Here is a 26,844-nt window from a genome sequence, read left to right on the forward strand (position 1 = left end):
GTACCCGGTCCCCCGCGACGGTTCGAACGCTTGGCCAGGCTGCGACACCCGGCGTGTCTGGCGGGCTATTCACCACATAAGCAGACCTAGGTTGGTCCAGTGGAGCAGCACAGGACGCGACACCAGCAGCACGGACCGCGACGAGACAGGCCGCCGGTGCCCCCGGCACGGCGGCCTCCCGCGGCACGGCGTCCGACCGTTCCCGCGGCGGCCCCGGCGCCCGAGCCGCGGCGCCCGTCCGGTCCGCGGCTGACCGGTCTGGGCGCCGGACTGTTCTGCGGGGCCGTCATGTTCCTGCTGGGCGGTCTCGACCTGCTCCTCGGCGGCGGCTCCACCGTCTACGGGGTGCTGTTCCTGCCGGTGTGCGTGCTGACCGCGCTGTGGGTCCGCAAGGGAGACCTGCTGACCGCGCCCGTCGTGGTGCCGATCGGGTTCGCCGTGGGCCTGCTGCCGGTGATCGACGGGGACACGGGGCTCCTCGGCAGGCTGATGAGCCTGGTGGCCGCGCTCGCCACCCAGGCCCCCTGGCTGTACACGGGCACGCTGATCGCGGGCGTGACGGCACTGGCGCGGCGGGTGGTCCGGGCGGCGCGGAGACGGGCGATGCGCAAGCGCATGGCGGGCTGAGGCGGCGGGTGCGCCGTCCGTACGGGGCAGGTATCGGTACCCCGCACGGGCACGGCGGGTGCCCTTCGGGGGCGCGCCCGCCGGCCTGCGCCCGGACGCGCGACCCGACGCCGGCGCGCTCCGGAGTGGCGCAGCCGGCGGCAGGGGTCGCGGGCACCCCGCGCGGACGCGCGACCCTGCGTCGGCCCGCACCGAGGCTGCGTCGCCATCGGGAGCCGCCGTCCGCACTCGGCCCTGATACGCCGGGTTGCCGCCGGGGGCACACCCCCGGCGGCTCGGGCGGACGCGGCGGCCCCAGTCGTCTCAGCCGTGCTCCGCCGCGTGCATCGCCGCGCCGACGATTCCCGCGTCGTTCTGCAGCTGGGCGGGGACGATCTCCGCCTTGATGCCCTCGATGAGGGGCAGGAACTTCTCGGACTTCCGGCTGACGCCGCCGCCGATGATGAACAACTCGGGGCTGAAGAGCATCTCGACATGCGCGAGGTACTTGCGGACCCGGCGCGCCCAGCGCTCCCAGCTCAGGTCGTAGTCCTCCTTGGCCTTGCTGGACGCCCGCTTCTCCGCCTCGTGGCCGTTCAGCTCCAGATGCCCGAGCTCGGTGTTGGGGACGAGGGCGCCGTCGACGAAGACGGCGCTGCCGATGCCCGTGCCGAAGGTCAGCAGCACCACCGTGCCCCCGCGGCCGCGGCCGGCGCCGAAGTGCATCTCGGCGACGCCCGCCGCGTCCGCGTCGTTGACCACCGTCACCGGCAGACCGCCCAGCCGGCCGCCGAACAACGCGCGCGCGTCGGTGTCGACCCAGCTCTTGTCGACGTTGGCCGCCGTACGGACCGTGGCGCCGCCGGTGACGACGCCCGGGAACGTCAGCCCGACCGGTCCGGTCCAGCCGAAGTGGTCGACCACCTCCTTGACCCCGTCGGCGACGGTGCCGGGGGTCGCCGGGTGCGGAGTCAGCACCTTGTGCCGCTCCTGGGCCAGGGCCCCCCTGTCCAGGTCCACAGGGGCGCCCTTGATGCCGGAGCCGCCGATGTCCACGCCGAAGATCTGCATGGCCCCACGTTACGGCGTACGACGGACCGTCACTGCCGGGTCGTACCGGTCCCCTGGCGCTCGGCGACCAGCGCGGCCGCCTCCTCGCGCAGGTCCCGGCGGAGTTCCTTGGGCAGGGAGAAGGTGATGGACTCCTCGGCCGCCTTGACGATCTCCACGTCCTCGAAGCCGCGCTGCCCCAGCCATTCGAGCACCTGCTCGACCAGGACCTCCGGCACGGAGGCGCCCGAGGTCAGGCCGACCGTGGAGACGCCCTCCAGCCAGCTCTCGTCGATCTCGTCGGCGAAGTCGACGAGGTACGCCTGGCGCGCGCCCGCGAGCTTGGCGACCTCCACCAGCCGCTTGGAGTTGGACGAGTTGCGGGAGCCGACGACGATCACCAGGTCGGCGTCGGCGCCCATCTGCTTCACGGCGAGCTGACGGTTCTGCGTGGCGTAGCAGATGTCGTCGCTGGGCGGCGAGAGCAGCTGCGGGAACTTGTCCTGGAGCGCGTCGACGGTCTCCATGGTCTCGTCGACCGACAGCGTGGTCTGCGACAGCCACACGACCCGGGAGGGGTCGCGGACCTCGACGTTCGCGACGTCCTCGGGGCCGTCGACGAGCTGGATGTGCTCGGGGGCCTCGCCGGTGGTGCCGATGACCTCCTCGTGGCCCTCGTGCCCGATCAGGAGGATGTCGTAGTCCTCCTTGGCGAACCGGACCGCCTCCTTGTGGACCTTGGTCACCAGGGGGCAGGTGGCGTCGATGGTGGCCAAGCGGCCCCGCTCGGCCTCCTCGTGGACGGTCGGAGCCACGCCGTGCGCCGAGAACATCACGATGTTCCCCGGCGGCACCTCCTCCGTCTGCTCGACGAAGACGGCGCCCTTCTTCTCCAGGGTCTGCACGACGTACTTGTTGTGGACGATCTCGTGCCGGACATAGATCGGAGCCCCGTACTGCTCCAGGGCTTTCTCGACGGCGATCACGGCGCGGTCCACACCCGCGCAGTAGCCCCGGGGGGCGGCGAGCAGGACACGGCGGCCAGACGAAGCAGTCATGCCCCCATCGTAAGGCCGCCGCCGCGGCTCGAAGATCGGCCCATGGGCGGGGGGCGAGGGGGTGGGGGTTGTCGGTGGGGGCGGTTACTCTCGCGGTCATGGCCCTTTCCACGTCCCCCGAAGCTCCCCTGCCCGTCGGTGAGGTGTCACGGCTGATCGGGGGGTGGATCGAGCGGCTCGGCGCGGTGTGGGTCGAGGGGCAGATCACGCAGTTGTCGCGGCGCCCGGGTGCGGGCGTGGTGTTCCTGACGCTGCGCGATCCGTCGCACGACATCTCCGTCAGCGTGACCTGCTACCGCCAGGTGTTCGACGCGATCGCGGACGTGGTCGGCGAGGGCGCGCGGGTGGTGGTGCACGCCAGACCGGAGTGGTACGCGCCGCGCGGGCAGCTCTCGCTGCGGGCCGCCGAGATAAGGCCGGTGGGCGTCGGTGAGCTGCTGGCCCGGCTCGAGCTGCTCAAGAAGACCCTGGCGGCCGAGGGACTGTTCGCGGCCGAGCGGAAGAAGCCCCTGCCCTTCCTGCCGCAGCTCGTCGGGCTGGTCTGCGGCCGGGCGTCCGCCGCGGAGCGGGACGTGCTGGAGAACGCCCGGCACCGCTGGCCCGCGGTCCGTTTCGAGGTGCGCAACGTCCCCGTGCAGGGCGTGCACGCCGTCCCGCAGGTCGTGCAGGCCGTCAAGGAGCTGGACTCGATCGACGACGTGGACGTGATCATCGTGGCGCGCGGCGGCGGCAGCGTGGAGGATCTGCTGCCGTTCTCCGACGAGCAGCTCGTACGGGCGGTCGCCTCCTGCCGTACGCCCGTGGTGTCGGCGATCGGGCACGAGCCGGACACGCCGCTGCTCGACTACGTCGCCGACCTGCGCGCCTCCACCCCGACCGACGCCGCGAAGAAGGTCGTACCGGACGTCGGCGAGGAGTACGAGCGGGTACGGCAGCTGCGGGACCGGGCCCGCAGGTGCGTGCGGGCGCTCGTCGAGCGGGAGGAGCGGGGGCTCGCCCACGCGCTCGCCCGGCCCTGCATGGAGGACCCGCACCGCATGATCGACGAGCGTGAGGACCACATCGCGTCGGTGCTCGACCGCGGCCGGCGCACCCTGCGGCATCTGCTGGACCGCGCGGACTCGGAGCTGACGCACACGCACGCGCGCGTGGTGGCCCTCTCCCCCGCCGCGACCCTCCGGCGCGGGTACGCGGTGCTCCAGAAGGCGGACGGGCACGTGGTCCGCGACCCGGGAGAGGTGACGGCGGACGAGGCCCTGCGGGCCCGGGTCGCCGAGGGCGAGTTCACGGTTCGTGTCGACACATAGGGTGGGCGGATGACCAGCAAGACGGATGAGGCGCTCGGCTACGAGCAGGCACGGGACGAGCTGATCGAGGTCGTCCGGCGCCTGGAGGCGGGCGGTACGAGTCTGGAGGAGTCCCTCGCGCTGTGGGAGCGCGGCGAGGAACTGGCCAAGGTGTGCCGCCACTGGCTGGAGGGCGCACGGGCCCGGCTGGACGCGGCCCTCGCGGAGGAGACGGACGGGGAGGGGCCCAAGGAAGGCTCCCCCCGATAGGGCAGGGTTCGCGGTCGGGTCCGGGAAGCCCACGGACCGGGCCCGCGCTCGGGTCCAGGTGGCCCACAGAACCCGCCGTCAAGGCAGGGAACGGAACCCGCTGGTCAGGGCGCCGAAGCCACGTCCGGGCCAGGGGCCCGCTCGCGGGCCCCTGCGGCCGCGGCGGGCCGTCAGGAAGTCTTCAGGGCTCGGGCCATCGCCGTCAGGCGGTCGAAGGACGCCGTGCCCGCCACCACCGTCGTGGAGCCCTTGGTGCCCTCCAGGACGAGCGCGTCGTAGCGGCCGCCGGTGTAACGCGTCCACGTACGGCCGTCGATCTCCTCGGTCACCTTCGTGGCGTGCCCGCCCACGCTGGCCGCGTCGATGAAGTCCTTGCGGTTCTCCGCGGACTGCTCGACCGCCACGTACTGACCGTCGGGATCCTGGAAACCCACGTGCCAGTGCTCCTTCTCGTGGGCCCGGAAACGCACCGAGGTGGCCTTCCAGGTGTCGGGCAGGCCCTCGGGGGCCGCCACCGGGTACGACGCCGCCCGGCGCGCGGTGGTCAACTCGATGCTGTAGTCGACCCGCGGGATGTCGGGAGCCTTGGTGTCGTGCGGGACGAAGAGGTAGATCACCGCCGCCGCGATCCCGATCAGGCCCAGGGAGAGGATCATGTCCCGGACCGTCTTCTGCTTGCCGTTCGAACCTGCCACGCCCCCTATCGTCGCAGGTGCTCAGCCCGCTCATCCGTGGGGCCCCCTGCTCATTCTGTCCGTCCGGAGATAGAGTCGGGGCCAACACCCTCATCCGGCCGTCGTCGTATCAGAAAGGTGCGCTCCGATGACCGAGCATCATCATCTGCCCTCAGAGCTCGAGGTGCCCTCCGAGGCGCCCGACCGCAACATCGCCCTTGAACTCGTCCGGGTGACCGAGGCCGCGGCGATGGCCGCGGGCCGCTGGGTCGGGCGCGGTGACAAGAACGGCGCCGACGGCGCCGCCGTGCGCGCCATGCGCTCCCTCGTCTCCACCGTGTCGATGAACGGCGTCGTCGTCATCGGCGAGGGCGAGAAGGACGAGGCCCCGATGCTCTTCAACGGAGAGCACGTCGGCGACGGCACCGGGCCCGAGGTCGACATCGCCGTCGACCCGATCGACGGCACCACCCTGACCGCCAAGGGCATGCCGAACGCCATCGCGGTCCTCGCCGCCGCCGAGCGCGGCGCGATGTTCGACCCGTCCGCCGTGTTCTACATGGACAAGCTGGTCACCGGGCCGGAGGCGGCCGACTTCGTCGACATCAACGCTCCGGTGTCCGTGAACATCAAGCGCGTGGCCAAGGCCAAGCGGTCCACGCCGGAGGACGTCACGGTCGTCATCCTGGACCGGCCGCGGCACGAGAGCATGATCAGGGAGATCCGGGAGACGGGCGCCCGCATCAAGCTGATCTCCGACGGCGACGTGGCCGGCTCGATCCTGGCGCTGCGCGACGGCACCGGCATCGACCTGCTGCTCGGCATCGGCGGCACGCCCGAGGGCATCATCTCGGCCTGCGCCGTGAAGTGCCTGGGCGGCACGATCCAGGGCAAGCTGTGGCCGAAGGACGACGAGGAGCGGCAGCGGGCGCTCGACGCGGGGCACGACCTGGACCGCGTGCTGACCACGGACGACCTGGTCTCCGGCGAGAACGTCTTCTTCGTCGCCACCGGCATCACCGACGGCGAGCTGATGCGCGGCGTGCGCTACCGCGCCGAGACGGCGACGACCGACTCGATCGTGATGCGGTCCAAGTCCGGCACGGTCCGCCGCATCGACTCCGAGCACCGGCTGAGCAAGCTGCGGGCGTACAGCGCGATCGACTTCGACCGCGCGAAGTAGCCGGCCGCGGATCCCTCGCGGCGATCACGGCGATGGGGCGCTCCTCGTGCGGAGGGGGCGCCCCATTCGCGTACCGCCCCAAAGGGCCTGCGGGCGTACGGCCTACCCCGCGGCCGCTATGCGGCCGGTGGCGCGGGCCGCCTTCTTCAGTTCCAGGTCGCGGCGGCGGCGCCGGGCCAGGACGACGCGGCGCTCGGCGGCGGTGAGGCCGCCCCAGACGCCGTAGGGCTCGGGCTGCAGCAGCGCGTGCTCGCGGCACTCGACCATGACGGGGCAGCGGGCGCAGACGCGCTTGGCCGCCTCCTCGCGGGACAGCCGCGCGGCGGTGGGTTCCTTCGAGGGTGCGAAGAACAGGCCCGCCTCGTCGCGCCGGCACACCGCCTCGGTGTGCCAGGGCGCGTCCTGATCCCTGTCACGCGCCGGCGCCCGCTGGGCCGGAACGGCAGCTACCTGCAGCGACGAATGCGGCGGTTGCAGCACGGTCTTCTCCTGACGACGGCTTCGCGAGCGGGAGGGTCCAAGAGACGATGCAGCAAGGCCTACCCGCTGTACGCGCGCCTATGCACTGAGTTCCCAACCGCCCGACCGCGACCGCCGGCGTCCGCGAACGACCGCTGTTGTCACATGTGCTTGCGCAGATGCTTGTCCACCTTGCGGTGGACCCGGTCGAGGATGTCCGCGACGAGCTTGCCCCGCCTCGGCCGCGCCTCGACGTTGCCCAGCACGGCCCAGCCGTCGACGTAGACGACGGGCGCCTCCGACTCGGCCGAGTCCAGCGTGACCACCTCGAAGTTGCCGAGGACGCCTCCGCCGGTGCCGCGCAGCGACACGTTCTCCGGGACGCGGACCTGCACGTCGCCGAAGACCGAGACGGCCTTGATCACGACCTGCTGGTACTCGAAGACCGCCTCGCTGAGGTCGATCTCCACGCTGCCGAAGACCGCGTACGCGTGCACCCGGCGCCCGGGGCGCCAACGGCCGCGGCGGCTGGCCTGGCTGAACACCGCCACCACGTTCTCGTCGGCGACGGGGGGTATCGCGCCGGCCGCCGGCCGGTTCGGCGCCGGGGTGTACGCGGCGGCCGCCGGGCCCTGGTGGGCGGCGGGCAGGTCCTGGATGAAGACCTCCAGCTCGCCGACCGTCTTGGCGTTCAGCACCCCCTCGACGCGCTCGGCGTGCTCGTCGGCGTTCAGGCGGCCCTCGGCGAGGGCCTCGCGCAGGATGTCGGCGATACGGTCACGGTCGGCGTCCGAGGCGCGCAGTCCGGCGACAGGGGCGGCGGCCGTACGCGGTTCGGTCTGCTTCTGAAGGTCCACGGCAGCAGGGTACCGAAACGCGATAGATCGCGACTAGGGGCTGTGGATGACGGGCGTGCCGAGTACCTGGCTGTCCACAGGGATCCGGACCTCACAGGTTCACCGTCGGCGGCAGGTTCTACGCTGGTTGTCGCCCGCCGATGCCGACGGGCAGCCGTCTGCCGAGTGAGGAATGGGCGAGATGCCTGAGTTCACCTACACCGATCTGCTCCCCCAGGGTGAGGACACCACCCCGTACCGGCTGGTGACGTCCGAGGGCGTCTCCACCGTCGAGGGACCCGACGGGCGTACGTTCCTCAAGGTCGAGCCGGAGGCGCTGCGCAAGCTGGCCGAGGAGGCCGTCCACGACATCCAGCACTACCTGCGCCCGGCCCACCTCGCCCAGCTGCGCCGCATCATCGACGACCCGGAGGCCTCGGCGAACGACAAGTTCGTCGCCCTGGACCTGCTGAAGAACGCGAACATCGCGGCGGCCGGCGTGCTGCCCATGTGCCAGGACACGGGCACGGCGATCGTCATGGGCAAGCGCGGCCAGAACGTGCTGACGGCGGGCGAGGACGAGAAGGCCCTGTCCCGGGGCATCTACGACGCCTACACGAAGCTGAACCTGCGCTACTCGCAGATGGCCCCGCTCACCATGTGGGAGGAGAAGAACACCGGCTCCAACCTCCCCGCGCAGATCGAGCTGTACGCGACGGACGGCGGCGCGTACAAGTTCCTGTTCATGGCCAAGGGCGGCGGCTCGGCCAACAAGTCCTTCCTGTACCAGGAGACGAAGGCCGTCCTGAACGAGGCCTCCATGATGAAGTTCCTGGAGGAGAAGATCCGTTCGCTGGGCACCGCCGCCTGCCCGCCGTACCACCTGGCGATCGTGGTCGGCGGCACCAGCGCCGAGTACGCCCTGAAGACGGCGAAGTACGCCTCCGCGCACTACCTGGACAACCTGCCCACCGAGGGCTCGCCGCTCGGTAACGGCTTCCGGGACGAGGAGCTGGAGCAGAAGGTCTTCGAGCTGACGCAGAGGATCGGGATCGGCGCGCAGTTCGGCGGCAAGTACTTCTGCCACGACGTGCGCGTGGTCCGGCTGCCGCGGCACGGCGCGTCCTGCCCGGTCGCGATCGCGGTGTCCTGCTCGGCGGACCGGCAGGCCCTGGCGAAGATCACCCCCGAGGGCGTGTTCCTGGAGCAGCTGGAGAAGGACCCGGCGCGGTTTCTGCCGGAGACGACGGACGAGCACCTGTCGGACGAGGGCGTGGTCAAGATCGACCTCAACCGGCCGATGGACGAGATCCTCGCGGAGCTGGCGAAGTACCCGGTGAAGACCCGGCTGTCGCTGACCGGCCCGCTGGTCGTGGCCCGGGACATCGCCCACGCGAAGATCAAGGAGCGGCTCGACGCGGGCGAGGAGATGCCGCAGTACCTCAAGGACCACCCGGTGTACTACGCGGGCCCGGCCAAGACCCCCGAGGGCTACGCCTCCGGTTCCTTCGGCCCGACCACGGCCGGCCGCATGGACTCCTACGTGGAGCAGTTCCAGGCGGCGGGCGGCTCCAAGGTGATGCTGGCCAAGGGCAACCGCAGCAAGCAGGTCACGGACGCGTGCGGCACGCACGGCGGCTTCTACCTCGGCTCGATCGGCGGTCCGGCGGCCCGGCTGGCCCAGGACTGCATCAAGAAGGTCGAGGTCGTGGAGTACGAGGAGCTCGGCATGGAGGCCGTCTGGAGGATCGAGGTCGAGGACTTCCCGGCGTTCATCGTCGTGGACGACAAGGGCAACGACTTCTTCCAGAACCCGGCCCCCCAGCCGACGTTCACGTCGATCCCGGTCCGGGGCCCCGGTCTGGCCTGAGCCGGTCCCCGCACAGCGCCTGGAGCCCTCGGCAGCCGCCGGGGGCTCCCCCGTCCGGCCCACCGCCGGAACATCCCCACCGCCGCCCGCGCTGTACGCGGTATGAGCGAATACCGCACCGAGCACGACTCCATGGGCGAAGTCCAGGTCCCCGTCCACGCCAAGTGGCGTGCCCAGACGCAGCGGGCGGTGGAGAACTTCCCCGTCTCCGGGCAGCGGCTCGAACGCGCGCACATCGAGGCGCTGGCCCGGATCAAGGGCGCCGCGGCCACGGTGAACGCGCGGCTCGGGGTGCTGGACGAGGACGTCGCCGAGGCGATCCGGGAGGCGGCGGCCGAGGTCGCCGAGGGCACGTGGGACGAGCACTTCCCGGTCGACGTGTTCCAGACCGGTTCCGGGACCTCGTCCAACATGAACACCAACGAGGTCATCGCCACCCTCGCCGGCGAGCGGCTGGGCCGGGACGTGCACCCCAACGACCACGTCAACGCCTCGCAGTCCTCCAACGACGTCTTCCCGTCGTCGATCCACATCGCCGCCACCGCCGCCGTCACCCGCGACCTGGTGCCCGCCCTCGACCACCTCGCGAGCGCCCTCACCCGCAAGGCCGAGGAGTTCGCCGACGTGGTGAAGTCCGGGCGGACGCACCTGATGGACGCCACGCCCGTGACCCTCGGCCAGGAGTTCGCCGGGTACGCCGCCCAGGTCCGGTACGGCGTCGAGCGTCTGAACGCCTCCCTGCCCCGGCTGGCCGAGCTGCCGCTCGGCGGCACCGCCGTCGGCACCGGCATCAACACCCCGCCCGGTTTCTCCGCCGCCGTGATCGAGGAGGTCGCCCGCGCGACCGGGCTGCCGCTCACCGAGGCCCGCGACCACTTCGAGGCGCAGGGCGCCAGGGACGGCATCGTCGAGACCAGCGGCCAGCTGCGGACCATCGCCGTGGGGCTGACGAAGATCGCCAACGATCTGCGGTGGATGGCCTCCGGGCCCAGGACCGGGCTCGCCGAGATCTCCCTGCCCGACCTCCAGCCCGGTTCCTCGATCATGCCCGGCAAGGTCAACCCGGTCGTCCCCGAGGCCGTCCTCATGGTCTGCGCCCAGGTCGTCGGCAACGACGCCACCGTCGCCACCGCGGGCGCCGCCGGCAACTTCGAGCTCAACGTCATGCTCCCGGTCATCGCCAAGAACGTGCTGGAGTCGATCCGGCTGCTGGCCAACGTGTCCCGGCTGCTCGCCGACCGGACCGTCGACGGGATCGTCGCCCACCGCGAACGGGCCCGCGAGTACGCCGAGTCCTCGCCGTCCGTGGTCACCCCGCTCAACAAGTACCTGGGGTACGAGGAGGCGGCGAAGGTCGCCAAGAAGGCGCTGGCCGAGCAGAAGACGATCCGTCAGGTAGTGGTCGAGGGCGGCTACGTCGAGCGCGGTCTGCTCACGGCGGAACAACTCGACCAGGCGCTGGACGTCCTGCGGATGACCCACCCGTAACCACGTGCCACCCAAGCGTGAACGACGCCGTCCCGCACGGCGGAGGATGCCCCGGGCACCTAATATTTGGCCATGGCACACGACGGAGCGACCGCACCCGCGACGACGGGCGGTGCGACGGCCCCCTGGACCCCCGGCAGCCGGATCCTTTGGCGGTACCGGGAGAACGGCGGCGCGCGCTTCCACATCGTGCGGCCCGTGACCGTCGTGCGGGACGACCCGGGGCTGCTCGCCGTGTGGATGGCGCCCGGCACCGAATGTGTCAGACCCGTGCTCGCCGACGGCACACCCGTGCACCTGGAGCCGCTCGCCTCGCGCTACACCAAGCCGCGCACCGTGCGGCGCGACCGCTGGTCCGGCACGGGCGTGCTGAAGCTGGCCCGGCCCGGCGAGCCCTGGTCGGTGTGGCTGTTCTGGGAGCCCGGCTGGCGGTTCAAGAACTGGTACGTCAACCTGGAGGAGCCGCTGGCCCGCTGGGTGGGCGGGGTCGACTCCGAGGACCACTTCCTTGACATCTCCGTCCACCCCGACCGCAGTTGGCACTGGCGGGACGAGGACGAGTTCGCGCAGGCGCAGCAGGACGGGCTGGTGGACGCCGAACTCGCCGAGCGGGTCCGGGCCGCGGGCCGCCGGGCGGTGGAGACGATCCGCGCCTGGCGGCCGCCGTTCAGCGAGTCCTGGCAGCAGTGGCGCCCGGATCCCGCCTGGGAGGTACCGTCACTGCCGGACGACTGGGACCGCACCCCCACACGCGTGGCCTCATGAGACCCTTGGTGCGCCCCCGGGCGGTAACCGTAGGATCGTCCTCCGCAACAGGCGCAGGACCGGTACCAACTCCCGGAACGACAACCGGGACTGATCGAACGTCACCGAGGGGCGGCAGGACGTGAGCGAGGGGTACGAGGGCAACACCCGTGCGGGCCGCGGCCGGTCCGCCGGTGGCACAGCAACAGCCTCTGACCACGCCGGAAATCCGTTCCTGGGGCACGCATTCCGGGTATCGGGTCTTCGGCGGGACGAACTGCGCGCCCGGCGCGCAGCCCCGGACGGATGGATTCGACACGCGTGACGGAGCAGCCGACCTCCTTCGAACGCCCCCAGCCGGGCGCCGACCCCGCGGACGCCCGTGGGGCGCTTCTGCGTACCCCCGCCGCCCCGGGGGCCGCGGCCTTACCGCTTCAGTCCGGCCCGGCCGGCGACGTGCCGCGTCCGGCCGCCGCGGCCGGGTCCGAGCATTCCCAGCCGGCGTCCGCCGAGCCCGACGCGCACCGTCCGCGCCCCGCGCCGGAGGGCATCCCCGCCCAGCCGGACGCGGCGGCCAGGGTCGCCGGGAGCAGGTCCGGTGACGGCGGGGCCCCCGACGGCTCCGGTCCGGCTGACGCCGATGCGTCCCACCCGGCGGGCGGGCCCGGCGGCCAGGAGCGCCGGGCCGGGCGCGGTACGCCTCCCGGCGGTCAGGAGCGCCGTACCGGGAAAGGGCTGCCGCCCGGGCGGACGCTGCCGATGCGGCGGGACGGGGACCGGCTGCGGTTCGTGGGCGCGGCCACCCGGCGCATCGCGCGCGGCCTGGACCTCGACGAGATCGTCCTCGGGCTGTGCCGGGCCACCGTGCCCACCTTCTCCGACGCCATCCTCGTGTATCTGCGCGAGCCGCTGCCGGTGGGCGACGAGCGGCCCGCCGGCCCGCTCGTCCTGCGGCTGCGCCGCACCGACCGGATACCGGCGGAGCGGGACAACGAGCTGGGGTTCATGCCGGCGCCGGTTCCGGAGCAGCCGGCCGAGCTGTCCGCGGTGACCAACGAGCTGTGCGAGGTACGGCCCGGATCCGCGCTGGGCGAGGTGCTGCGCGGCGTGCGTCCGGTGTTCACGGACACCGCGGCCGCCCACCTGGCACTGATGGAACTCCTCGGCGAGGACTCCGAGTTGGTCGTGCCCGACGGGCAGCGCACCATTCTCGCCCCGCTGCGCGGCCGGCGCCGGGTGATCGGCGCCGCGCTGTTCCTGCGCCGTCCGGAGCGCCACGCGTTCCAGCCCGACGACCTGCTCGTCGCCGCGCAGCTCGCCACGCACAGCGCCCTCGGCATCGACAAGGCCGTGCTGTACGGCCGCGAGGCGTACATCGCCGACGAGTTGCAGCGCACCATGCTGCCGGAGACGCTGCCCCGCCCCACCGGCGTACGGCTGGCCTCCCGCTATCTGCCCGCGGCGGAGACCGCGCGGGTCGGCGGGGACTGGTACGACGCGATCCCGCTGCCCGGCAGCCGGGTCGCCCTCGTCGTCGGCGACGTCATGGGCCACTCCATGACCTCGGCCGCGATCATGGGCCAGCTGCGCACCACCGCGCAGACCCTGGCCGGGCTCGACCTGCCGCCGCAGGAGGTGCTGCACCACCTCGACGAGCAGGCACAGCGCCTGGGCTCCGACCGCATGGCGACCTGCCTGTACGCGGTCTACGACCCGGTCGCGCACCGCATCACCATCGCCAACGCCGGCCACCCGCCGCCGGTCCTGCTGCACCTGGGCGGCCGTTCCGAGGTGCTGCGGGTGCCGCCGGGCGCGCCGATCGGCGTCGGCGGCGTCGACTTCGAGGCGGTGGAGCTGGACGCCCCGGCGGGCGCGACCCTGCTGCTCTACACCGACGGCCTGGTCGAGTCGCGGCTGCGGGACGTGTGGACGGGCATAGAGCAGCTGCGCGAGAAGCTGCAGGCCACCGCGCAGCTCACCGGCCCCGATCACCCGCCGCCGCTGGAGGCGCTGTGCGACGAGGTGCTCGACATGCTCGGCCCGGGCGACCGGGACGACGACATCGCGCTCCTCGCCGCCCGTTTCGACGGCATCGCACCGAGCGACGTGGCGTACTGGACCCTGGACCCGGAGGTCGCCGCCCCCGGCCAGGCCCGCCGCCTGGCCCGCCGGGCGCTGTCCCGCTGGGACCTGGAGGAGCTCACCGACTCCGTTGAGTTGCTGATCAGCGAGGTCGTCACCAACGCGGTGCGCTACGCCTCCCGCCCGGTCACCCTGCGCCTGCTGCGCACGGATGTGCTGCGCTGCGAGGTCGGCGACGACGTGCCGCAACTGCCGCGTCTGCGCCAGGCCCGCGCCACGGACGAGGGCGGACGCGGCCTGTACCTGGTGAACAAACTGGCCCGGCGCTGGGGCGCGACCCGGCTGAGCACGGGCAAGGTGGTCTGGTTCGAGGTCGCCACTCGGCCGTGAACGACCAGGTCCGGAACCAGCGGCGAACACCGCGATGATCCGGGGCCGCTTTCCGGAAGGGAAATGCGGCCCCGTGCATCGGATCGAGCCAAGTTCCTGCGCATGACGAAGCCTGCCCCGCTCGCCGGGGAGCAACGAACGGCAAGGGGCGCCCGGCCTGGACCGGGCGCCCCTTCGTACCGCTCACCTCGCGGTGATCACCGCATGCCGCTCACTGATCGTTGGCGTTGGGAAGGAGCGGGTTGTCGCTGAGGCCGTCCGTCGGCTCTCTGCTCGCGGACGTGTCGCTCGGCGACTGCGACGGTGTCTGGCTCGGCGTCTGCGACGGCGTCTCGCTGGGTGTGTCGCTGGGCGACTCGGACACCGTCGGCGCGGTGGTGGTGGGCGTCTCGGACGGGGTCTCGCTCGGCGACTCGGTGACCGACGGGGACGTGGACGGCTCCACGGCGGCACCCTGCTTGGTCTCCAGGTCGAACTTGGTGACATCGCCCATCACGTCGAAGGTGTACGCGGCCCAGATCCTCGCGGGGGGCCCACCGCCGTTGACGCGCGGCTCGCCGAGTGCCTCGTACAGCGGAACGTGCTGGCCGTTCTTGGACACGTCCTCGCCGAACAGGCCGACCGAGGTGACCAGACCGGGGGTGTAGCCGGTGAACCAGGCCGACTTGTTCTTGTCGGACGTACCCGTCTTGCCCGCGACCTGCTGGCCGTTGCGCCGCGGATTGTCCCGCACCGACGTCTTGGCCGTACCGTCGTCGACCACGCCGGTCAGCACGGAGGTGACCGTGTCGGCGGCCTCGCGGCTGATGACCTGCTCGCCGATCGGGTCGGCCATCTTGACCGTACGGTCCTTCTGCTCGGCCGACTTGACGATGATCGGGGTGACCTTCCTGCCGTGGTTGTCGAGGGTGGCGTAGATCCCGGCCATCTCCAGCGGGCTGGCGCCCATGGAGCCCAGCGTCTGGGCCGGTACCGACTGCATGCCCTTGGTGTCCATGCCGAGCTTGCGGGCGACGTCCATCACGTTGTCCATGCCCACGTCGACGCCCATCTGCGCGAAGACGGAGTTGACGGACTGGTTCATGGCCCTCTGGACCGTGATGTTCCCGTAGTTCTGGTCGTCCTCGTTGGGCGGGCCGAACCCGACCTTGGTGCCGTGGTCCACGACCTGGCGGCCGCTGGTGCCGTCGTAGACGGTGTTCGCCGTGATCGGCCGGCCGTCCTGGGTCCTGGAGTCCTCGTCCAGCGCCGCGGCCAGGATGACCGGCTTGAAGGTGGAGGCCGGCTGGTAGTCCCGCCGGGTCGCGTTGCTGAAGTAGTGCTTCAAGTAGTCCTCGCCGCCGTACAGGGCGACGACGTGGCCGGTCTTCGGGTCGACGGAGACGGCGCCGGCCTGGACGTGCTTGTCCACCGGCCGCTTCTTCGGGTCGAGCTTGCTGGTGAGCTGGTCCTTGACCGCCGCCTCCAGCGCGGCCTGCTTCTTCTTGTCGATGTTCAGGGTGATGTTCCAGCCCTGGCCTTCGACCAATCGTTCCGCCTGGGCCTGGGTCAGGTCCTGGTCCTTCATCAGCTGCTGTTCGAGCTGCTGGTTGGCCAGCGCGATCAGGTAGCCCTTCTGGCCGTCCCGTCCGGGAGCGGGCCGGGGCTCCTTGGGGACGGGGAACTTCATGGCCTGCCGCTTGCCGGCGTTCAGCCAGTCCTGCTTGACCATGTTGTCCAGCACGTAGTTCCAGCGCTGCTGCGCGAGCCGCTTGCCGGTGTCGCTCGCGACGGCCCAGTCGTACTGGCTCGGTGCCTGCATCAGGGCGGCGAGGTAGGCCCCCTGCTGGACGCTGAGGTTCTTGGCGTCGACGCGGTAGTAGGCCTGTGCGGCGGCCTGGATGCCGTAGGCGCCCCGGCCGTAGTAGCTGGTGTTGATGTACCCGGCGAGGATGTCCTCCTTCGACATCCGCTGGTCCACCTTCAGCGAGATGACCAGTTCCTTCAGCTTGCGCGTGACGGTCTGGTCCTGGTTGAGGTAGAAGTTCTTGACGTACTGCTGGGTGATCGTCGACCCGCCCTGCGCGCCCTTGCCGCTCAGCGTGTTGAGCAGACCGCGGGCGGTGCCCCTCAGGTCGACGCCGTTGTCGCTGTAGAAGGTCTTGTTCTCGGCCGCGACGAAGCAGTGCTGGACGGCCATGGGCACCTTGGACAGGTCCACCATCTCGCGGTTGACCTCGCCGGTACGGGCCAGGACCGAGCCGTCGCTGTACTTGTAGACATTGCTCTGGAGCTGCGCGTCGGGGTTGCCCTCCGGTACGTCCACCACCAGGTACAGCACGATGAAGGAACCTATGCCCAGCAGGCAGACGCCGAGGAAGGCGCCGAGGATCTTCTTCCAGGTGAACAGGCGGCGTATGCCGCCCTTGCCCTTGGCCGGCCTGGCGGCCCTGCGTGCCGCGGCCCTGCCGCCGCCCTCGGGTCCTGTGCCGGTCGCCGGTGTCCCGGACGAGCGCTGGGGCGCCGCGCGGCGGCCACCGCGCTGTCGCTCTCGTCTCTCTTCCGCTCGTCCCATGGGTCCGTACGCTCCGCTTCCGTCTCGGCTGTCACTCAGGTGCGTGGTCCAGGTCAGCTCAGAAAACTAACACCGCCGCCTATGACAAAGGCCCGCTGATCCGCCCCATTACGGACGTGACAATCAGCACCTGTCCCACTGGAACCGACGTTCAAGGAGCGCCGAGGGTTGCCATCGAACGATGAAGTGTTGCCACCCGCACGGACGGTGGCCGTGGCCGGCGGTCCAGCCGCGGCAGCGCCCGCTTGCGCCGCCGCGGCCGAGTGCCTCGTAGCAGAACCGTGACAAACGCCTCCCACCTGCGCGATCGTCCCTTCCGTCACGCCGTGGACACGCGGTGTATACATGCCGCGTATACACACTGTGTACAGTCCTCGGCATGTCCATCGGTCACACCCTCCTGGGGCTCCTTGAGTCCGGCCCGCGTCACGGTTACGACCTGAAGCGGGCCTTCGACGAGAAGTTCGGTCACGACCGGCCGCTGCACTACGGCCAGGTCTACTCGACGATGTCCCGCCTGCTGAAGAACGGACTCGTCGAGGTCGACGGGATCGAGGCGGGCGACGGCCCCGAGCGCAAGCGGTACGCGATCACCGAGGCCGGCGTCACCGACGTCGAGCAGTGGCTCGCCACTCCGGAGAAGCCGGAGCCGTACCTGCAGTCGACGCTCTACACCAAGGTCGTGCTGGCGCTGCTCACCCACCGCGACGCCGCCGACGTCCTCGACACCCAGCGCGCCGAGCACCTGCGCAGCATGCGGATCCTGACCGAGCGCAAGCGCGACGGGGATCTCGCCGACCAGCTCATCTGCGACCACGCCCTGTTCCACCTCGAGGCCGACCTGCGCTGGCTGGAGCTGACCGCGGCCCGTCTCGACAAGCTCCGTGAGGCGGTGGCCCGATGACCCCTCCCCCCGGCTCCCTGCTGACCGCCGAGAATCTGCACAAGGCCTACGGCCCGACCACCGCCCTGGACGGCGCCGGGTTCTCCATCCACGCCGGCGAGGTCGTCGCCGTGATGGGCCCTTCCGGCTCCGGCAAGTCCACGCTGCTGCACTGCCTCGCCGGGATCGTCACCCCCGACTCCGGTTCGATCACCTACGACGGCCGTGAGCTGTCGGCCATGAACGACGCCCAGCGCAGTGCGCTCAGGCGCTCGGAGTTCGGCTTCGTCTTCCAGTTCGGCCAGCTGGTGCCCGAGCTGACCTGCGTGGAGAACGTGGCCCTGCCGCTCCGGCTGAACGGCATCTCCCGCAAGGCGGCCGAGCGGACGGCGCTCGCCTGGATGGAGCGCCTGGAGGTCGACGACCTGCGCAAGAAGCGCCCCGGCGAGGTCTCCGGCGGCCAGGGCCAGCGCGTCGCGGTGGCCCGGGCCCTGGTCACCGACCCGCGCGTCCTGTTCGCCGACGAGCCGACCGGCGCGCTGGACTCGCTCAACGGCGAGCGCGTCATGGAACTGCTCACGGAGGCCGCCCGGTCGTCCAACGCGGCGGTCGTCCTCGTCACCCACGAAGCACGGGTCGCCGCGTACTCCGACCGCGAGATCGTCGTACGGGACGGCAAGTCCCGGGACATGGAGCGCGTCGTATGAGCGCGCGATGGGGGCACCTCCCTGCTCGAGCGCAGTCGAGAGCTTGGGGGAGGGCCCGCGACCTGAGCATGGGGGCCCGGTTCGCGTTCACGGGGGGACGCGAGGGATGGCTCCGGGTCGCGCTCACGGCGGTCGGCGTCGGACTCGGCGTGGCACTGCTGCTGCTCACGACCGCGATACCGAGCGCGCTGTCGGTACGGCACGAGCGGAGCGAGGCCCGCGAGGACTACACCTACAGCCAGAACCCCCCGCCGAAGGCCGACGACACCCTGGTGATCGCGGACGTCGACACGACGTACCACGACAAGGAGGTGCGCGGACGGCTGGTGGAGCCCGAGGGGCCGCGGGCGCCGCTCCCCCCGGGAGTGGCCGCGTACCCGAAGACGGGCGAGATGGTGGTCTCCCCCGCGCTCAGGGAACTGCTCGACTCCGGCTCCGGACGGCTGCTGCGCGAGCGGCTGCCGTACCGCGTGACCGGCACGATCGCCGAGAGCGGACTCATCGGCTCCCGCGAACTGGCCTACTACGCGGGCGTGGAGAACCTGGCGCCGCGCATCAACGGCTGGCAGGTGGCCCGGATCACCGAGTTCGGCAGTCCGCAGCGGACGGAGCGCTCGGATCCGGTGCTGCTGCTGCTCGTGATGGTCGTCTTCGTGGCGCTGCTGATGCCGGTCGCCGTGTTCATCGCCGCGGCGGTGCGGTTCGGAGGCGAGCAGCGCGACCGCAGGCTCGCCGCGCTCCGGCTGGTCGGCTCCGACGGCCGGATGACCCGACGCATCGCGGCCGGCGAGGCGATGGCGGGCGCGTTGCTCGGGCTGGTCTTCGGCACGGTCTTCTTCCTGATCGGACGTCAGGTCGCCGGGTCCGTCGAGGTCGTCGGCATCAGCGTCTTCCCCAGCTACCTCAACCCCTCCCCCTGGCTGGCCGCGCTGGTCGCGGTCGCGGTGCCGGCCGCGGCGGTGCTGGTCACCCTGCTGGCGCTGCGCGGAGTGGTCATCGAGCCGCTGGGCGTGGTGCGCACGGCGAAGCCCCCGCGGCGCAGGCTGTGGTGGCGGCTGCTGCTCCCGGTCGTGGGGCTGGGGATGCTCTACCCGATGTTCGGCCAGGGCCGCGGCAACGGGGACTTCAACCAGTACCTGGTGATCGGCGGCGTGACCCTGCTGCTGATCGGGGTGACCGCGCTGCTGCCGTGGGTCGTTGAGACGGTCGTCGCCCGGCTCGGCGGCGGTGGAGTGGCCTGGCAACTGGCGGTGAGGCGGCTCCAGTTGAGCAGCGGTACGGCGGCACGGCTGGTCAGCGGCATCGCGGTCGCGGTGGCCGGGGCGATCGCGCTCCAGATGCTCTTCGCCGGGATCCAGGGCGACTACACCAAGGACACCGGAAAGGACCTCTTCCGGGCCCAGATGGAGGTGAACGCGCCGCGGGGCGCCGCGCTCACCGGGGCCACCGAGAAGTTCTCGGCCACGAAGGGCGTGCGGAAGGCCACGGTGCTGTCCCAGGGATCGGTCGGTGACAAGCCCTGGAAGAGCGAGGACGAGGATCTTGTCTCGGCCACGGTGACGATCGGCGACTGCGCCTCCCTGCGCGAGGTGGCGCGCATGTCCTCCTGCCGTGACGGGGACGTCTTCGCCCTCAGCGGCAGCGAGTTCGACGCCGACACCGCGAAGCTGGCCAAGCCCGGCCGGGAGCTGTACTTCGACACCTCCACGGGTGTGAGGCACAACACGGACGTCCCGTGGACCGTCCCTGACACCCTGAAGGCCGCCCGCTCGATCGAGGACCCGCGGGGAGAAAGGCGCAGCGGCCTGCTGATGACCCCGTCCGCCGTGCCCCCGCCGGTGGCCGCGGTGGCCGGGGGATCGGTCTACCTGACGGTCGACCAGTCGGTGCGGGACATGGGCGAGTACGTGCGCAACACGGCGGCGGCGATCGACCCGATGACGAACGCGTACGTGTGGGTGGCCAGTGAGGAATCGAAGAAGTTCGCCTCCATCCGCACCGGCCTGTTCGTCGGCGCGACCTGTGTGCTGCTGCTGATCGGGGCGAGCCTGCTGGTGTCGCAGCTGGAGCAGTTGCGGGAGCGCAAGAAGCTGCTGTCGGCGCTGGTCGCCTTCGGCACCCGGCGGCGCACGCTGAGCCTGTCGGTGCTGTGGCAGACGGCGATCCCGGTCATGCTCGGCCTGCTGCTGGCCGCGGCGGTCGGAATGACGCTGGGAGCGGTGCTGCTGAGGATGACGAACACCACGGTGGCCGTGCACTGGCCGAGTGTGCTGGCGATGACCGGCATCGGCGCGGGAGTCGTCCTCACGGTCACCCTGCTCAGCCTTCCGCCGCTGCTGCGCCTGATGCGCCCGGAGGGCCTGCGCACGGAGTGATCACCCGGGAGTGATCCGGGGCAGTGATCCGGGACTGAGCCCCGCACCCGGGGGTTCAGTCCCGGTCGCCGTCCAGCACCCGCACCGGCAGGAGCCGCAGGTCCGCGCGCAGGGCGGCGGCCAGTTCCCGGTACTCGGCGGCGCGGGCCGCGCCGCCGCGCATGGCCAGGGCGATGCGGCGGGAGGGGGCGGGGTCGGCGAAGCGGCCGGTGAGGAGCCGGCTGTTGCGGGAGGTCTCGACCGTGAGGGCGGTGCGGGGCAGCAGGGTGCAGCCGAGGCCGCCGGCGACGAGCTGGACGAGGGTGGAAAGGCCCGCGGCGGTCGTCGACACCGGGGCGTTCTCGCGCCCGGCCTCGCGGCAGATGTCGAGCGCCTGGTCGCGCAGGCAGTGCCCCTCGTCGAGCAGCAGCAGATTGAGCTCCTTCAGGGCCTCGCGCGGTATGCCCGCCCGGCCGCCGAGCCGGTGGCCGGGCGGGGTCACCAGGACGAAGTCCTCGTCGAACAGGGGGAGTTCGACGACGCCGGGCACGGCGAGAGGTACGGCGAGGAGCAGCAGGTCGAGCCGCCCGGCGGCGAGTCCGTCCAGCAGGCTGGCGGTCTGCTCCTCGTGAACCTGGAGGTCGAGGTCGGGGTAGCGGTCGTGGACGAGCCGCAGCACGGTGGGCAGCAGATAGGGCGCGACGGTGGGGATGACACCGAGCCGCAGGACGCCGGTGAAGGGCGCCCGGACGGCCTCGGCCTCCTCCAGCAGGGCGCCGACCTCGTCGAGCACGACCCTGGTCCGGACGGCGAGCCGCTCTCCGGCCGGTGAGAGCAGCACCTTGCGCGTCGTACGCTCCAGCAGCGTGACACCGAGTGCCTCCTCCAGTGAGGAGACGGCCCCGGAGAGGGCCGGCTGGCTCATGCCGATCGCCGCGGCGGCGTCCCGGAAGTGCAGATGCTCCGCGACGGCGGCGAAGGCGCGCAACTGGGAGAGGGTAGGCTGCCTGCGCTTTCCGGGATTACCCACGGTCACTGATAACTACCTCCGATCAACCCGACCGAGTGTAGCTATTTCTGTAATCAATGCACCGTGTGCCAACATCAGCATCGTCCAACCCATGGGAAACGCCAGCACGACCGGCGTTTCCTCGCTGCAAGGAGAGCGCGTGCTCACTGTCGGTGACAAGTTCCCCGAGTTCGAACTGACCGCCTGCGTCTCGCTGGAGAAGGGCAAGGAGTTCGAGACGATCGACCACAAGACCTACGAGGGCAAGTGGAAGGTCGTCTTCGCCTGGCCCAAGGACTTCACCTTCGTGTGCCCCACCGAGATCGCCGCCTTCGGGAAGCTGAACGACGAGTTCGCCGACCGCGACGCCCAGGTCCTCGGCTTCTCCGGCGACTCCGAGTTCGTCCACCACGCCTGGCGCAAGGACCACGACGACCTGCGTGACCTGCCGTTCCCGATGATGGCGGACTCCAAGCACGAGCTGATGCGCGACCTCGGCATCGAGGGCGAGGACGGCTTCGCCAAGCGCGCGGTCTTCATCGTCGACCAGAACAACGAGATCCAGTTCTCCATGGTGACGGCGGGCTCGGTCGGCCGTAACCCCAAGGAGGTCCTGCGGGTCCTGGACGCCCTCCAGACGGACGAGCTGTGCCCCTGCAACTGGACCAAGGGCGACGAGACCCTCGACCCGGTCGCGCTGCTGGCGGGTGAGTGACCCCATGTCCCTGGACTCCCTGAAGTCCGCCGTCCCGGACTACGCCAAGGACCTGAAGCTCAACCTGGGCTCGGTCATCGGCAACAGCGACCTGCCCGCGCAGCAGCTGTGGGGCACGGTGCTGGCGACGGCGATCGCCTCGCGCTCGCCGATCGTCCTGCGTGAGCTGGAGCCGGAGGCGAAGGCGAACCTGTCGCCGGAGGCGTACACCGCGGCGAAGGCCGCGGCGGCCGTCATGGCGATGAACAACGTCTTCTACCGCACCCGCCACCTCCTGTCCGACCAGGAGTACGGCACCCTGCGGGCCGGTCTGCGGATGAACGTCATCGGCAACCCCGGTGTCGACAAGGTCGACTTCGAGCTGTGGTCCTTCGCCGTCTCCGCCATCAACGGCTGCGGCATGTGCCTCGACTCCCACGAGCAGGTCCTGCGCAAGGCCGGCGTGGAGCGCGAGGTCGTCCAGGAGGCGTTCAAGATCGCCGCGGTGGTCCAGGCCGTCGCGACGACCCTCGACGCGGAAGCGGCCCTCGCGCAGTAACGCGCACCGCACGGCCGAACCCCGTCCACCCCTGAGGGTGGACGGGGTTCGCCGGTTTCAGCTCGGTTCGGAACTGCCCGGATCGTGGCTCCCCGAGCCGGACGCCGCGGTGGCCGGCTGCGCGGGAGCCGCCGCGGGCACCCGTGACTGACGCCGCTCCTGTTCCCGCGCGTAGGCCCGCAGATACCCGACCACCGTGTTCGTCACCGCGACCAGCGGCACCGCCACCACCGCGCCGCCGATCCCCGCGATCAGCCCGCCCGCGGCGACCGAGAGGACCACCGCCAGCGGGTGGACCCGCACGGCGCGGCCGAGGATGAACGGCTGCAGCACATGGCCCTCGAGCTGCTGCACCAGCAGCACCACCACCAGGACCATCACCGCGGTGAAGACCCCCTGGGTGACCAGGGCCACGACCACCGCCAGCGCGCCCGACATCACGGCGCCCACCAGCGGGATGAAGGCGAACAGGAAGATGAAGACGGCCAGCGGCACCGCCATCGGCACATTGAGGAAGTAGACCCCGAGGCCGATGAAGATCGCGTCGATCAGCGCCACGATCACCGTGCCGCGCACGTACGCGGTCAGTGTGCGCCAGGCCCGCGGGCCGGCACCGGCCACGCCCGGACGCGCCGCCGCCGGCACCAGCTTCAGCGTCCACTCCCAGATGCGCCTGCCGTCGTACAGCAGGAACAGTGTGGAGAAGACCGTCAGCAGGATCCCGGTCAGCGCCTCCACGATCACCGTCACGCCCTGGAGGCCGGCCGAGGTGATCTGGTCGGTGTTGGCACCGACGGCGTCCCGCAGGTTCTTCGCTATCTGGTTGATCTGCTTGTCGGTGACATGGAAGGGGCTGTCCAGCAGCCACTTGCGGAGCTGGTCGATGCCGTCCTGGATCTGGTTGGAGAGCGTGTCGATGTTCTCCATGACCTGCCAGGTCACGAACCACCCGATCAGCCCCATGATGACGAAGCCGAGGATCGCGGTGAGCGCGGTGGCCGGCCCGCGCGGCAGTCCGTGCCGCCTCAGCCAGGCCACCGCCGGCTGGAGCAGCGCCGTGATGAGCAGCGCGGTCACGAACGCCAGCACCACCAACTGGATGGCGCTGATGGCGCGCATCAGCACCCACACGGTGCCCGCGAGCACCAGCACCCGCCAGCCGGCCTCCGCGGCCACCCGCACGCCCCACGGCACCGCCTGCGCGGGATCGGGCCGGGCGGCGCCGGCGGTCGTCGTGTCCGGCACGGGCCGGACGTCCACGTCCATGCCCACATCCACGCCCACGTCCGGCTCCGGCCGGGCGTGGTCGGTGGCGTCCACGGGGTCGGGGTGGCCGGCGTGGACCTTCTCCACCTCGGCCCGGCGTTCGTCCAACCGCTCACCCATCTCGGTGAGTCCGGCGCCCAGCCTGCCGAGCCACCCTGGCACTCGCGACATGATCCGTCCTCTTCCCCCGTCTGCCCCCACCACTCCCCCCTGGAGTCGTCCGGTCCGACCGTACAGGGCAACAGCCCCTCCCCCTAGGACGGGGAGGGGCTGCGCGGAGGTTGAGTGCGGCGGAGATCCGGCTCAGTACCAGTGGTTGGCCTGCCAGAAGTTCCACGCGTCGCAGGGGCTGCCGTAGCGGCCGTTCATGTAGCTGAGGCCCCACTTGATCTGGGTGGCCGGGTTGGTCTGCCAGTCGGCGCCCACGGAGGACATCTTGGAGCCGGGCAGTGCCTGGAACAGGCCGTACGCGCCGGAGGAGGGGTTGACCGCCCGGTAGTTCCAGCTCGACTCGTGGTTCACGATGTTGCTGAAGCACTGGAACTGGCCGGCGGGCACCATGGAACTCGCCATCGCCTGGATCTGCGCGACCGTGTACGAGCTCTGCACCGGGAAGCTGGAGGCGTCGCGGCTCGCGGCACGGCTGGCCGCCGCCTTGAGCTCCTCACGCTCCTTGGCTTCCTTCTCGGCCTTCTCCGCCTCCGCCTTCTTGGCGATCGCCGTCTGGGCGGCGGCCTTGCGGGCGGCCTGCTCGGCCTCCTTCTTGGCGCTCGCGTCCGCGGCGATGGCCTGGGCGTCGGCCTGCTGCGCCAGCGAGGCGGTCTGCACCTGGGCCTGCTGGCCTACGGGTATGTCCGCGAGAAGCGTCGCGTCGGCTGCCATCGCCTCGGCGTCGTTGTTCTGCGCGGTGCTGCCCGTGGCAACGCCGACGACGCTTCCGACAGCGGTGACCGCGGTGGCGGAGGCCACTGCGAATCCCCGGACCGAGATCCGGCTCACACGGTTTCCTTCCAGCATCGCCCGCTTCGGTGACCCTGGCGGACGCAATCGTGCCCCTGGCACTGGCCTCCCAACTGCGGGGTCACGGGAGGCGCGGGCCCGGTGGGCAACTCCCGCGAGGGGAGCGCCGCGTGGTGCTCGGGCGGCATACGACGACGCTATGGAGTTGAAAGCGTGTTGTTTCAGGTGTCCCATACCGCTGGGGGTACAGATGTGTCGTATGCGGGGCCTGACAGGAGTGAGACTCTGCCGTAATCCAACGCCGCAGGGCAATTCCGAGTTGCGTGTGAAAGCTCACACCTCGTTCGGCTCAGGGGATTTCCCCGAACTCCCGCGAACGCGGACGCCGCCCGGCTAGGCTCAGGCCTTTGCCGGACGGCGCCAACTCCCGCACCACCCCTTCGGAGTGGGCGAATCGGATCAGATGTGCCCGTCCTCCAGCATTTCGGTCACAAGGGCCGCGATCTGGGACCTCTCGGACCGGGTCAGCGTCACGTGCGCGAAGAGCGGATGACCCTTCAGCTTCTCCACGACGGCGACGACACCGTCGTAGCGGCCGACCCGCAGATTGTCCCGCTGCGCCACGTCATGGGTCAGAACCACCCGCGAATTGGCCCCGATCCGGGACAGAACGGTCAGCAGCACGTTCCGCTCCAGCGACTGCGCCTCGTCCACGATCACGAACGCGTCGTGCAGCGAGCGGCCGCGGATGTGGGTGAGCGGCAGCACCTCCAGCATCCCGCGCGCGGTGACCTCCTCGATGACGTCCCGGGACGTGACCGCCGACAGCGTGTCGAAGACCGCCTGCGCCCAGGGGTTCATCTTCTCCGCCTCGGTGCCCGGCAGATAGCCGAGCTCCTGGCCGCCGACGGCGTACAGCGGACGGAAGACCATCACCTTCTGGTGCTGACGGCGCTCCAGGACCGCCTCCAGACCCGCGCACAGCGCCAGCGCCGACTTGCCGGTACCGGCCCGGCCGCCCATCGACACGATCCCGACGTCCGGGTCGAGCAGCAGGTCCAGGGCGATCCGCTGCTCCGCGCTGCGCCCCTTGATGCCGAACGCCTCCCGGTCGCCGCGCACCAGGCGCACCCCGCCCTCGGGCGTGACGCGGCCCAGGGCCCTGCCCCGCTCGGACTGGATCGTCAGTCCGGTGTGCACGGGCAGTCCGGCCGCCTCCGGTACGTGGAGGTGCCCCTCCTCGAAGAGAACGTCCACCTGTTCACCCGGCAGGGTGAGTTCGGACATCCCGGTCCAGCCGGAGGAGTCGGTGATGGCGAGTTCCGCGCGGTACTCCTCGGCCAGCAGGCCCACGGAGGACGCCTTGATCCGCAGCGGCAGGTCCTTAGAGACGACGGTGACGTCGTAGCCCTCCGCCTGGAGATTGCGGGCGACCGCGAGGATGCGGGAGTCGTTGTCCCCCAGGCGGTAGCCGGTGGGCAGCACGCTGGGGTCCGAGTGGTTGAGCTCGACCCGGATCGTTCCGCCGAGGTCCCCGATCGGGATGGGGGCGTCGAGGCGGCCGTGCCGGACCCGGTAGTCGTCCAGCAGGCGCAGGGCCTGCCGGGCGAAGTAGCCGAGTTCGGGATGGTGCCGCTTGGCCTCCAGTTCCGTGACCACGACGATGGGGAGCACGACCTCGTGCTCGTCGAAACGGGTCAGGGCGTTCGGGTCCGCCAGCAGGACGCTGGTGTCGAGGACGTAGGTGCGCCGGTCTGGCTTGTGGCGCTTTGTGCTGGTCACCACGGAAGGACGTACCCCCTCGGATGAGGTCGGGGAGCGACGAGGTGGAGGCCCGGCTGGGCGGGCGGGAACAAGCCGGC

General features: G+C 71.1%; 23 protein-coding genes. 13 read left to right on the forward strand and 10 right to left on the reverse strand.

What is annotated here, in order from left to right:
• Nucleotides 1–99: 99 nt before the first annotated feature.
• Complete coding sequence (locus ACIOWN_RS28465) at nucleotides 100–627, forward strand: DUF6542 domain-containing protein (RefSeq protein WP_401983688.1); 528 nt, start codon at nucleotides 100–102, stop codon at nucleotides 625–627.
• A 303-nt stretch (nucleotides 628–930) separates the two neighbouring features.
• On the opposite strand, the gene ppgK is transcribed toward ACIOWN_RS28465, so the two are convergent.
• Entirely contained in the window at nucleotides 931–1,677 is a 747-nt protein-coding gene (gene ppgK / locus ACIOWN_RS28470) for a polyphosphate--glucose phosphotransferase (protein ID WP_362346174.1), read from the reverse strand.
• 29 nt (nucleotides 1,678–1,706) lie between these two features.
• Nucleotides 1,707–2,714 carry a 4-hydroxy-3-methylbut-2-enyl diphosphate reductase gene (locus ACIOWN_RS28475; protein WP_401983690.1) on the reverse strand — a complete coding sequence of 336 codons (1,008 nt, stop codon included), beginning with the start codon at nucleotides 2,712–2,714 and terminating at the stop codon, nucleotides 1,707–1,709.
• 98 nt (nucleotides 2,715–2,812) lie between these two features.
• Between ACIOWN_RS28475 and xseA the strand changes: the two genes are divergently transcribed.
• Both xseA and ACIOWN_RS28485 read left to right on the forward strand, forming a co-directional pair.
• On the forward strand, nucleotides 2,813–4,021 hold the full coding sequence (xseA, locus tag ACIOWN_RS28480; RefSeq protein ID WP_362346178.1) for an exodeoxyribonuclease VII large subunit: 1,209 nt from the start codon (nucleotides 2,813–2,815) through the stop codon (nucleotides 4,019–4,021).
• Between the two features lie 9 nt (nucleotides 4,022–4,030).
• Complete coding sequence (locus ACIOWN_RS28485; protein ID WP_362346180.1) at nucleotides 4,031–4,270, forward strand: exodeoxyribonuclease VII small subunit; 240 nt, start codon at nucleotides 4,031–4,033, stop codon at nucleotides 4,268–4,270.
• A gap of 170 nt (nucleotides 4,271–4,440) precedes the next feature.
• Here ACIOWN_RS28485 and ACIOWN_RS28490 read toward each other — a convergent pair whose 3' ends face one another.
• A complete protein-coding gene (locus tag ACIOWN_RS28490; protein ID WP_401983692.1) occupies nucleotides 4,441–4,965 on the reverse strand; it encodes a DUF4245 domain-containing protein in 525 nt (174 codons plus the stop codon).
• Between the two features lie 127 nt (nucleotides 4,966–5,092).
• On the opposite strand from ACIOWN_RS28490, the gene glpX reads away from it, so the two are divergent.
• Nucleotides 5,093–6,127, forward strand: a complete 1,035-nt coding sequence (gene glpX, locus ACIOWN_RS28495) for a class II fructose-bisphosphatase (protein ID WP_326803908.1) — start codon at nucleotides 5,093–5,095, stop codon at nucleotides 6,125–6,127.
• 102 nt (nucleotides 6,128–6,229) lie between these two features.
• Here the strand turns inward: glpX and ACIOWN_RS28500 are convergent, their stop codons facing one another.
• Nucleotides 6,230–6,607, reverse strand: a complete 378-nt coding sequence (locus ACIOWN_RS28500; RefSeq protein WP_141358846.1) for a WhiB family transcriptional regulator — start codon at nucleotides 6,605–6,607, stop codon at nucleotides 6,230–6,232.
• Between the two features lie 140 nt (nucleotides 6,608–6,747).
• Nucleotides 6,748–7,443 (reverse strand): DUF1707 domain-containing protein, encoded by a 696-nt coding sequence (locus ACIOWN_RS28505; RefSeq protein WP_362346185.1) that lies wholly within the window; start codon nucleotides 7,441–7,443, stop codon nucleotides 6,748–6,750.
• A 172-nt stretch (nucleotides 7,444–7,615) separates the two neighbouring features.
• Here ACIOWN_RS28505 and ACIOWN_RS28510 point away from each other — a divergent pair, with 172 nt between their 5' ends.
• From ACIOWN_RS28510 to ACIOWN_RS28525, 4 genes are all read left to right on the forward strand, one after another.
• Nucleotides 7,616–9,292, forward strand: coding sequence for a fumarate hydratase (locus ACIOWN_RS28510; RefSeq protein ID WP_362346187.1), 1,677 nt, complete (start codon nucleotides 7,616–7,618; stop codon nucleotides 9,290–9,292).
• Nucleotides 9,293–9,394: 102 nt separating this feature from the next.
• Entirely contained in the window at nucleotides 9,395–10,780 is a 1,386-nt protein-coding gene (locus tag ACIOWN_RS28515) for a class II fumarate hydratase (RefSeq protein ID WP_398142689.1), read from the forward strand.
• Between the two features lie 72 nt (nucleotides 10,781–10,852).
• Nucleotides 10,853–11,545, forward strand: coding sequence for a DUF402 domain-containing protein (locus tag ACIOWN_RS28520; protein ID WP_362346191.1), 693 nt, complete (start codon nucleotides 10,853–10,855; stop codon nucleotides 11,543–11,545).
• 285 nt (nucleotides 11,546–11,830) lie between these two features.
• Nucleotides 11,831–13,996, forward strand: coding sequence for a SpoIIE family protein phosphatase (locus ACIOWN_RS28525; protein ID WP_401983694.1), 2,166 nt, complete (start codon nucleotides 11,831–11,833; stop codon nucleotides 13,994–13,996).
• Nucleotides 13,997–14,207: 211 nt separating this feature from the next.
• Here ACIOWN_RS28525 and ACIOWN_RS28530 read toward each other — a convergent pair whose 3' ends face one another.
• Nucleotides 14,208–16,550, reverse strand: a complete 2,343-nt coding sequence (locus ACIOWN_RS28530; RefSeq protein ID WP_362346195.1) for a transglycosylase domain-containing protein — start codon at nucleotides 16,548–16,550, stop codon at nucleotides 14,208–14,210.
• 379 nt (nucleotides 16,551–16,929) lie between these two features.
• Between ACIOWN_RS28530 and ACIOWN_RS28535 the strand changes: the two genes are divergently transcribed.
• The 3 genes from ACIOWN_RS28535 to ACIOWN_RS28545 all read left to right on the forward strand — a co-directional run bounded on the left by ACIOWN_RS28535 (nucleotide 16,930) and on the right by ACIOWN_RS28545 (nucleotide 20,515).
• Complete coding sequence (locus ACIOWN_RS28535; RefSeq protein WP_362346197.1) at nucleotides 16,930–17,454, forward strand: PadR family transcriptional regulator; 525 nt, start codon at nucleotides 16,930–16,932, stop codon at nucleotides 17,452–17,454.
• Nucleotides 17,451–18,140 (forward strand): ABC transporter ATP-binding protein, encoded by a 690-nt coding sequence (locus tag ACIOWN_RS28540; RefSeq protein WP_362346199.1) that lies wholly within the window; start codon nucleotides 17,451–17,453, stop codon nucleotides 18,138–18,140. Before ACIOWN_RS28535 ends, ACIOWN_RS28540 begins: the two co-directional genes overlap by 4 nt.
• A 68-nt stretch (nucleotides 18,141–18,208) precedes the next feature.
• Nucleotides 18,209–20,515, forward strand: coding sequence for an FtsX-like permease family protein (locus ACIOWN_RS28545; protein ID WP_362346201.1), 2,307 nt, complete (start codon nucleotides 18,209–18,211; stop codon nucleotides 20,513–20,515).
• A 55-nt stretch (nucleotides 20,516–20,570) separates the two neighbouring features.
• On the opposite strand, the gene ACIOWN_RS28550 is transcribed toward ACIOWN_RS28545, so the two are convergent.
• Nucleotides 20,571–21,530 carry a LysR substrate-binding domain-containing protein gene (locus ACIOWN_RS28550; RefSeq protein WP_362346203.1) on the reverse strand — a complete coding sequence of 320 codons (960 nt, stop codon included), beginning with the start codon at nucleotides 21,528–21,530 and terminating at the stop codon, nucleotides 20,571–20,573.
• Between the two features lie 133 nt (nucleotides 21,531–21,663).
• On the opposite strand from ACIOWN_RS28550, the gene ACIOWN_RS28555 reads away from it, so the two are divergent.
• Both ACIOWN_RS28555 and ACIOWN_RS28560 read left to right on the forward strand, forming a co-directional pair.
• On the forward strand, nucleotides 21,664–22,218 hold the full coding sequence (locus ACIOWN_RS28555; protein ID WP_225075362.1) for a peroxiredoxin: 555 nt from the start codon (nucleotides 21,664–21,666) through the stop codon (nucleotides 22,216–22,218).
• 4 nt (nucleotides 22,219–22,222) lie between these two features.
• Nucleotides 22,223–22,756 (forward strand): alkyl hydroperoxide reductase, encoded by a 534-nt coding sequence (locus ACIOWN_RS28560; RefSeq protein WP_100571946.1) that lies wholly within the window; start codon nucleotides 22,223–22,225, stop codon nucleotides 22,754–22,756.
• A 57-nt stretch (nucleotides 22,757–22,813) separates the two neighbouring features.
• On the opposite strand, the gene ACIOWN_RS28565 is transcribed toward ACIOWN_RS28560, so the two are convergent.
• The 3 genes from ACIOWN_RS28565 to ACIOWN_RS28575 form a co-directional block, all read right to left on the reverse strand.
• Nucleotides 22,814–24,193: an AI-2E family transporter gene (locus tag ACIOWN_RS28565; RefSeq protein WP_362346205.1), complete on the reverse strand. Its 1,380-nt coding sequence runs from the start codon at nucleotides 24,191–24,193 to the stop codon at nucleotides 22,814–22,816.
• 132 nt (nucleotides 24,194–24,325) lie between these two features.
• A complete protein-coding gene (locus ACIOWN_RS28570) occupies nucleotides 24,326–25,039 on the reverse strand; it encodes a transglycosylase SLT domain-containing protein (protein ID WP_362346207.1) in 714 nt (237 codons plus the stop codon).
• Between the two features lie 402 nt (nucleotides 25,040–25,441).
• Complete coding sequence (locus ACIOWN_RS28575) at nucleotides 25,442–26,767, reverse strand: PhoH family protein (RefSeq protein WP_362346209.1); 1,326 nt, start codon at nucleotides 26,765–26,767, stop codon at nucleotides 25,442–25,444.
• Nucleotides 26,768–26,844: the final 77 nt, after the last annotated feature.

It is taken from the genome of Streptomyces sp. NPDC087787, from assembly GCF_044743035.1.
Taxonomy (GTDB): Bacteria; Actinomycetota; Actinomycetes; order Streptomycetales; family Streptomycetaceae; genus Streptomyces.

Bases quoted from the DNA above. Each gene is read 5' to 3' on its own strand.
- ppgK (WP_362346174.1), bottom strand. From the start codon at position 1,677: ATGCAGATCTTCGGCGTGGACATCGGCGGCTCCGGCATCAAGGGCGCC.
- ACIOWN_RS28475 (WP_401983690.1), bottom strand. From the start codon at position 2,714: ATGACTGCTTCGTCTGGCCGCCGTGTCCTGCTCGCCGCCCCCCGGGGC.
- xseA (WP_362346178.1), top strand. From the start codon at position 2,813: ATGGCCCTTTCCACGTCCCCCGAAGCTCCCCTGCCCGTCGGTGAGGTG.
- ACIOWN_RS28485 (WP_362346180.1), top strand. From the start codon at position 4,031: ATGACCAGCAAGACGGATGAGGCGCTCGGCTACGAGCAGGCACGGGAC.
- glpX (WP_326803908.1), top strand. From the start codon at position 5,093: ATGACCGAGCATCATCATCTGCCCTCAGAGCTCGAGGTGCCCTCCGAG.
- ACIOWN_RS28510 (WP_362346187.1), top strand. From the start codon at position 7,616: ATGGGCGAGATGCCTGAGTTCACCTACACCGATCTGCTCCCCCAGGGT.
- ACIOWN_RS28515 (WP_398142689.1), top strand. From the start codon at position 9,395: ATGAGCGAATACCGCACCGAGCACGACTCCATGGGCGAAGTCCAGGTC.
- ACIOWN_RS28520 (WP_362346191.1), top strand. From the start codon at position 10,853: ATGGCACACGACGGAGCGACCGCACCCGCGACGACGGGCGGTGCGACG.
- ACIOWN_RS28525 (WP_401983694.1), top strand. From the start codon at position 11,831: ATGGATTCGACACGCGTGACGGAGCAGCCGACCTCCTTCGAACGCCCC.
- ACIOWN_RS28530 (WP_362346195.1), bottom strand. From the start codon at position 16,550: ATGGGACGAGCGGAAGAGAGACGAGAGCGACAGCGCGGTGGCCGCCGC.
- ACIOWN_RS28535 (WP_362346197.1), top strand. From the start codon at position 16,930: ATGTCCATCGGTCACACCCTCCTGGGGCTCCTTGAGTCCGGCCCGCGT.
- ACIOWN_RS28540 (WP_362346199.1), top strand. From the start codon at position 17,451: ATGACCCCTCCCCCCGGCTCCCTGCTGACCGCCGAGAATCTGCACAAG.
- ACIOWN_RS28545 (WP_362346201.1), top strand. From the start codon at position 18,209: ATGGGGGCCCGGTTCGCGTTCACGGGGGGACGCGAGGGATGGCTCCGG.
- ACIOWN_RS28560 (WP_100571946.1), top strand. From the start codon at position 22,223: ATGTCCCTGGACTCCCTGAAGTCCGCCGTCCCGGACTACGCCAAGGAC.
- ACIOWN_RS28565 (WP_362346205.1), bottom strand. From the start codon at position 24,193: ATGTCGCGAGTGCCAGGGTGGCTCGGCAGGCTGGGCGCCGGACTCACC.
- ACIOWN_RS28570 (WP_362346207.1), bottom strand. From the start codon at position 25,039: ATGCTGGAAGGAAACCGTGTGAGCCGGATCTCGGTCCGGGGATTCGCA.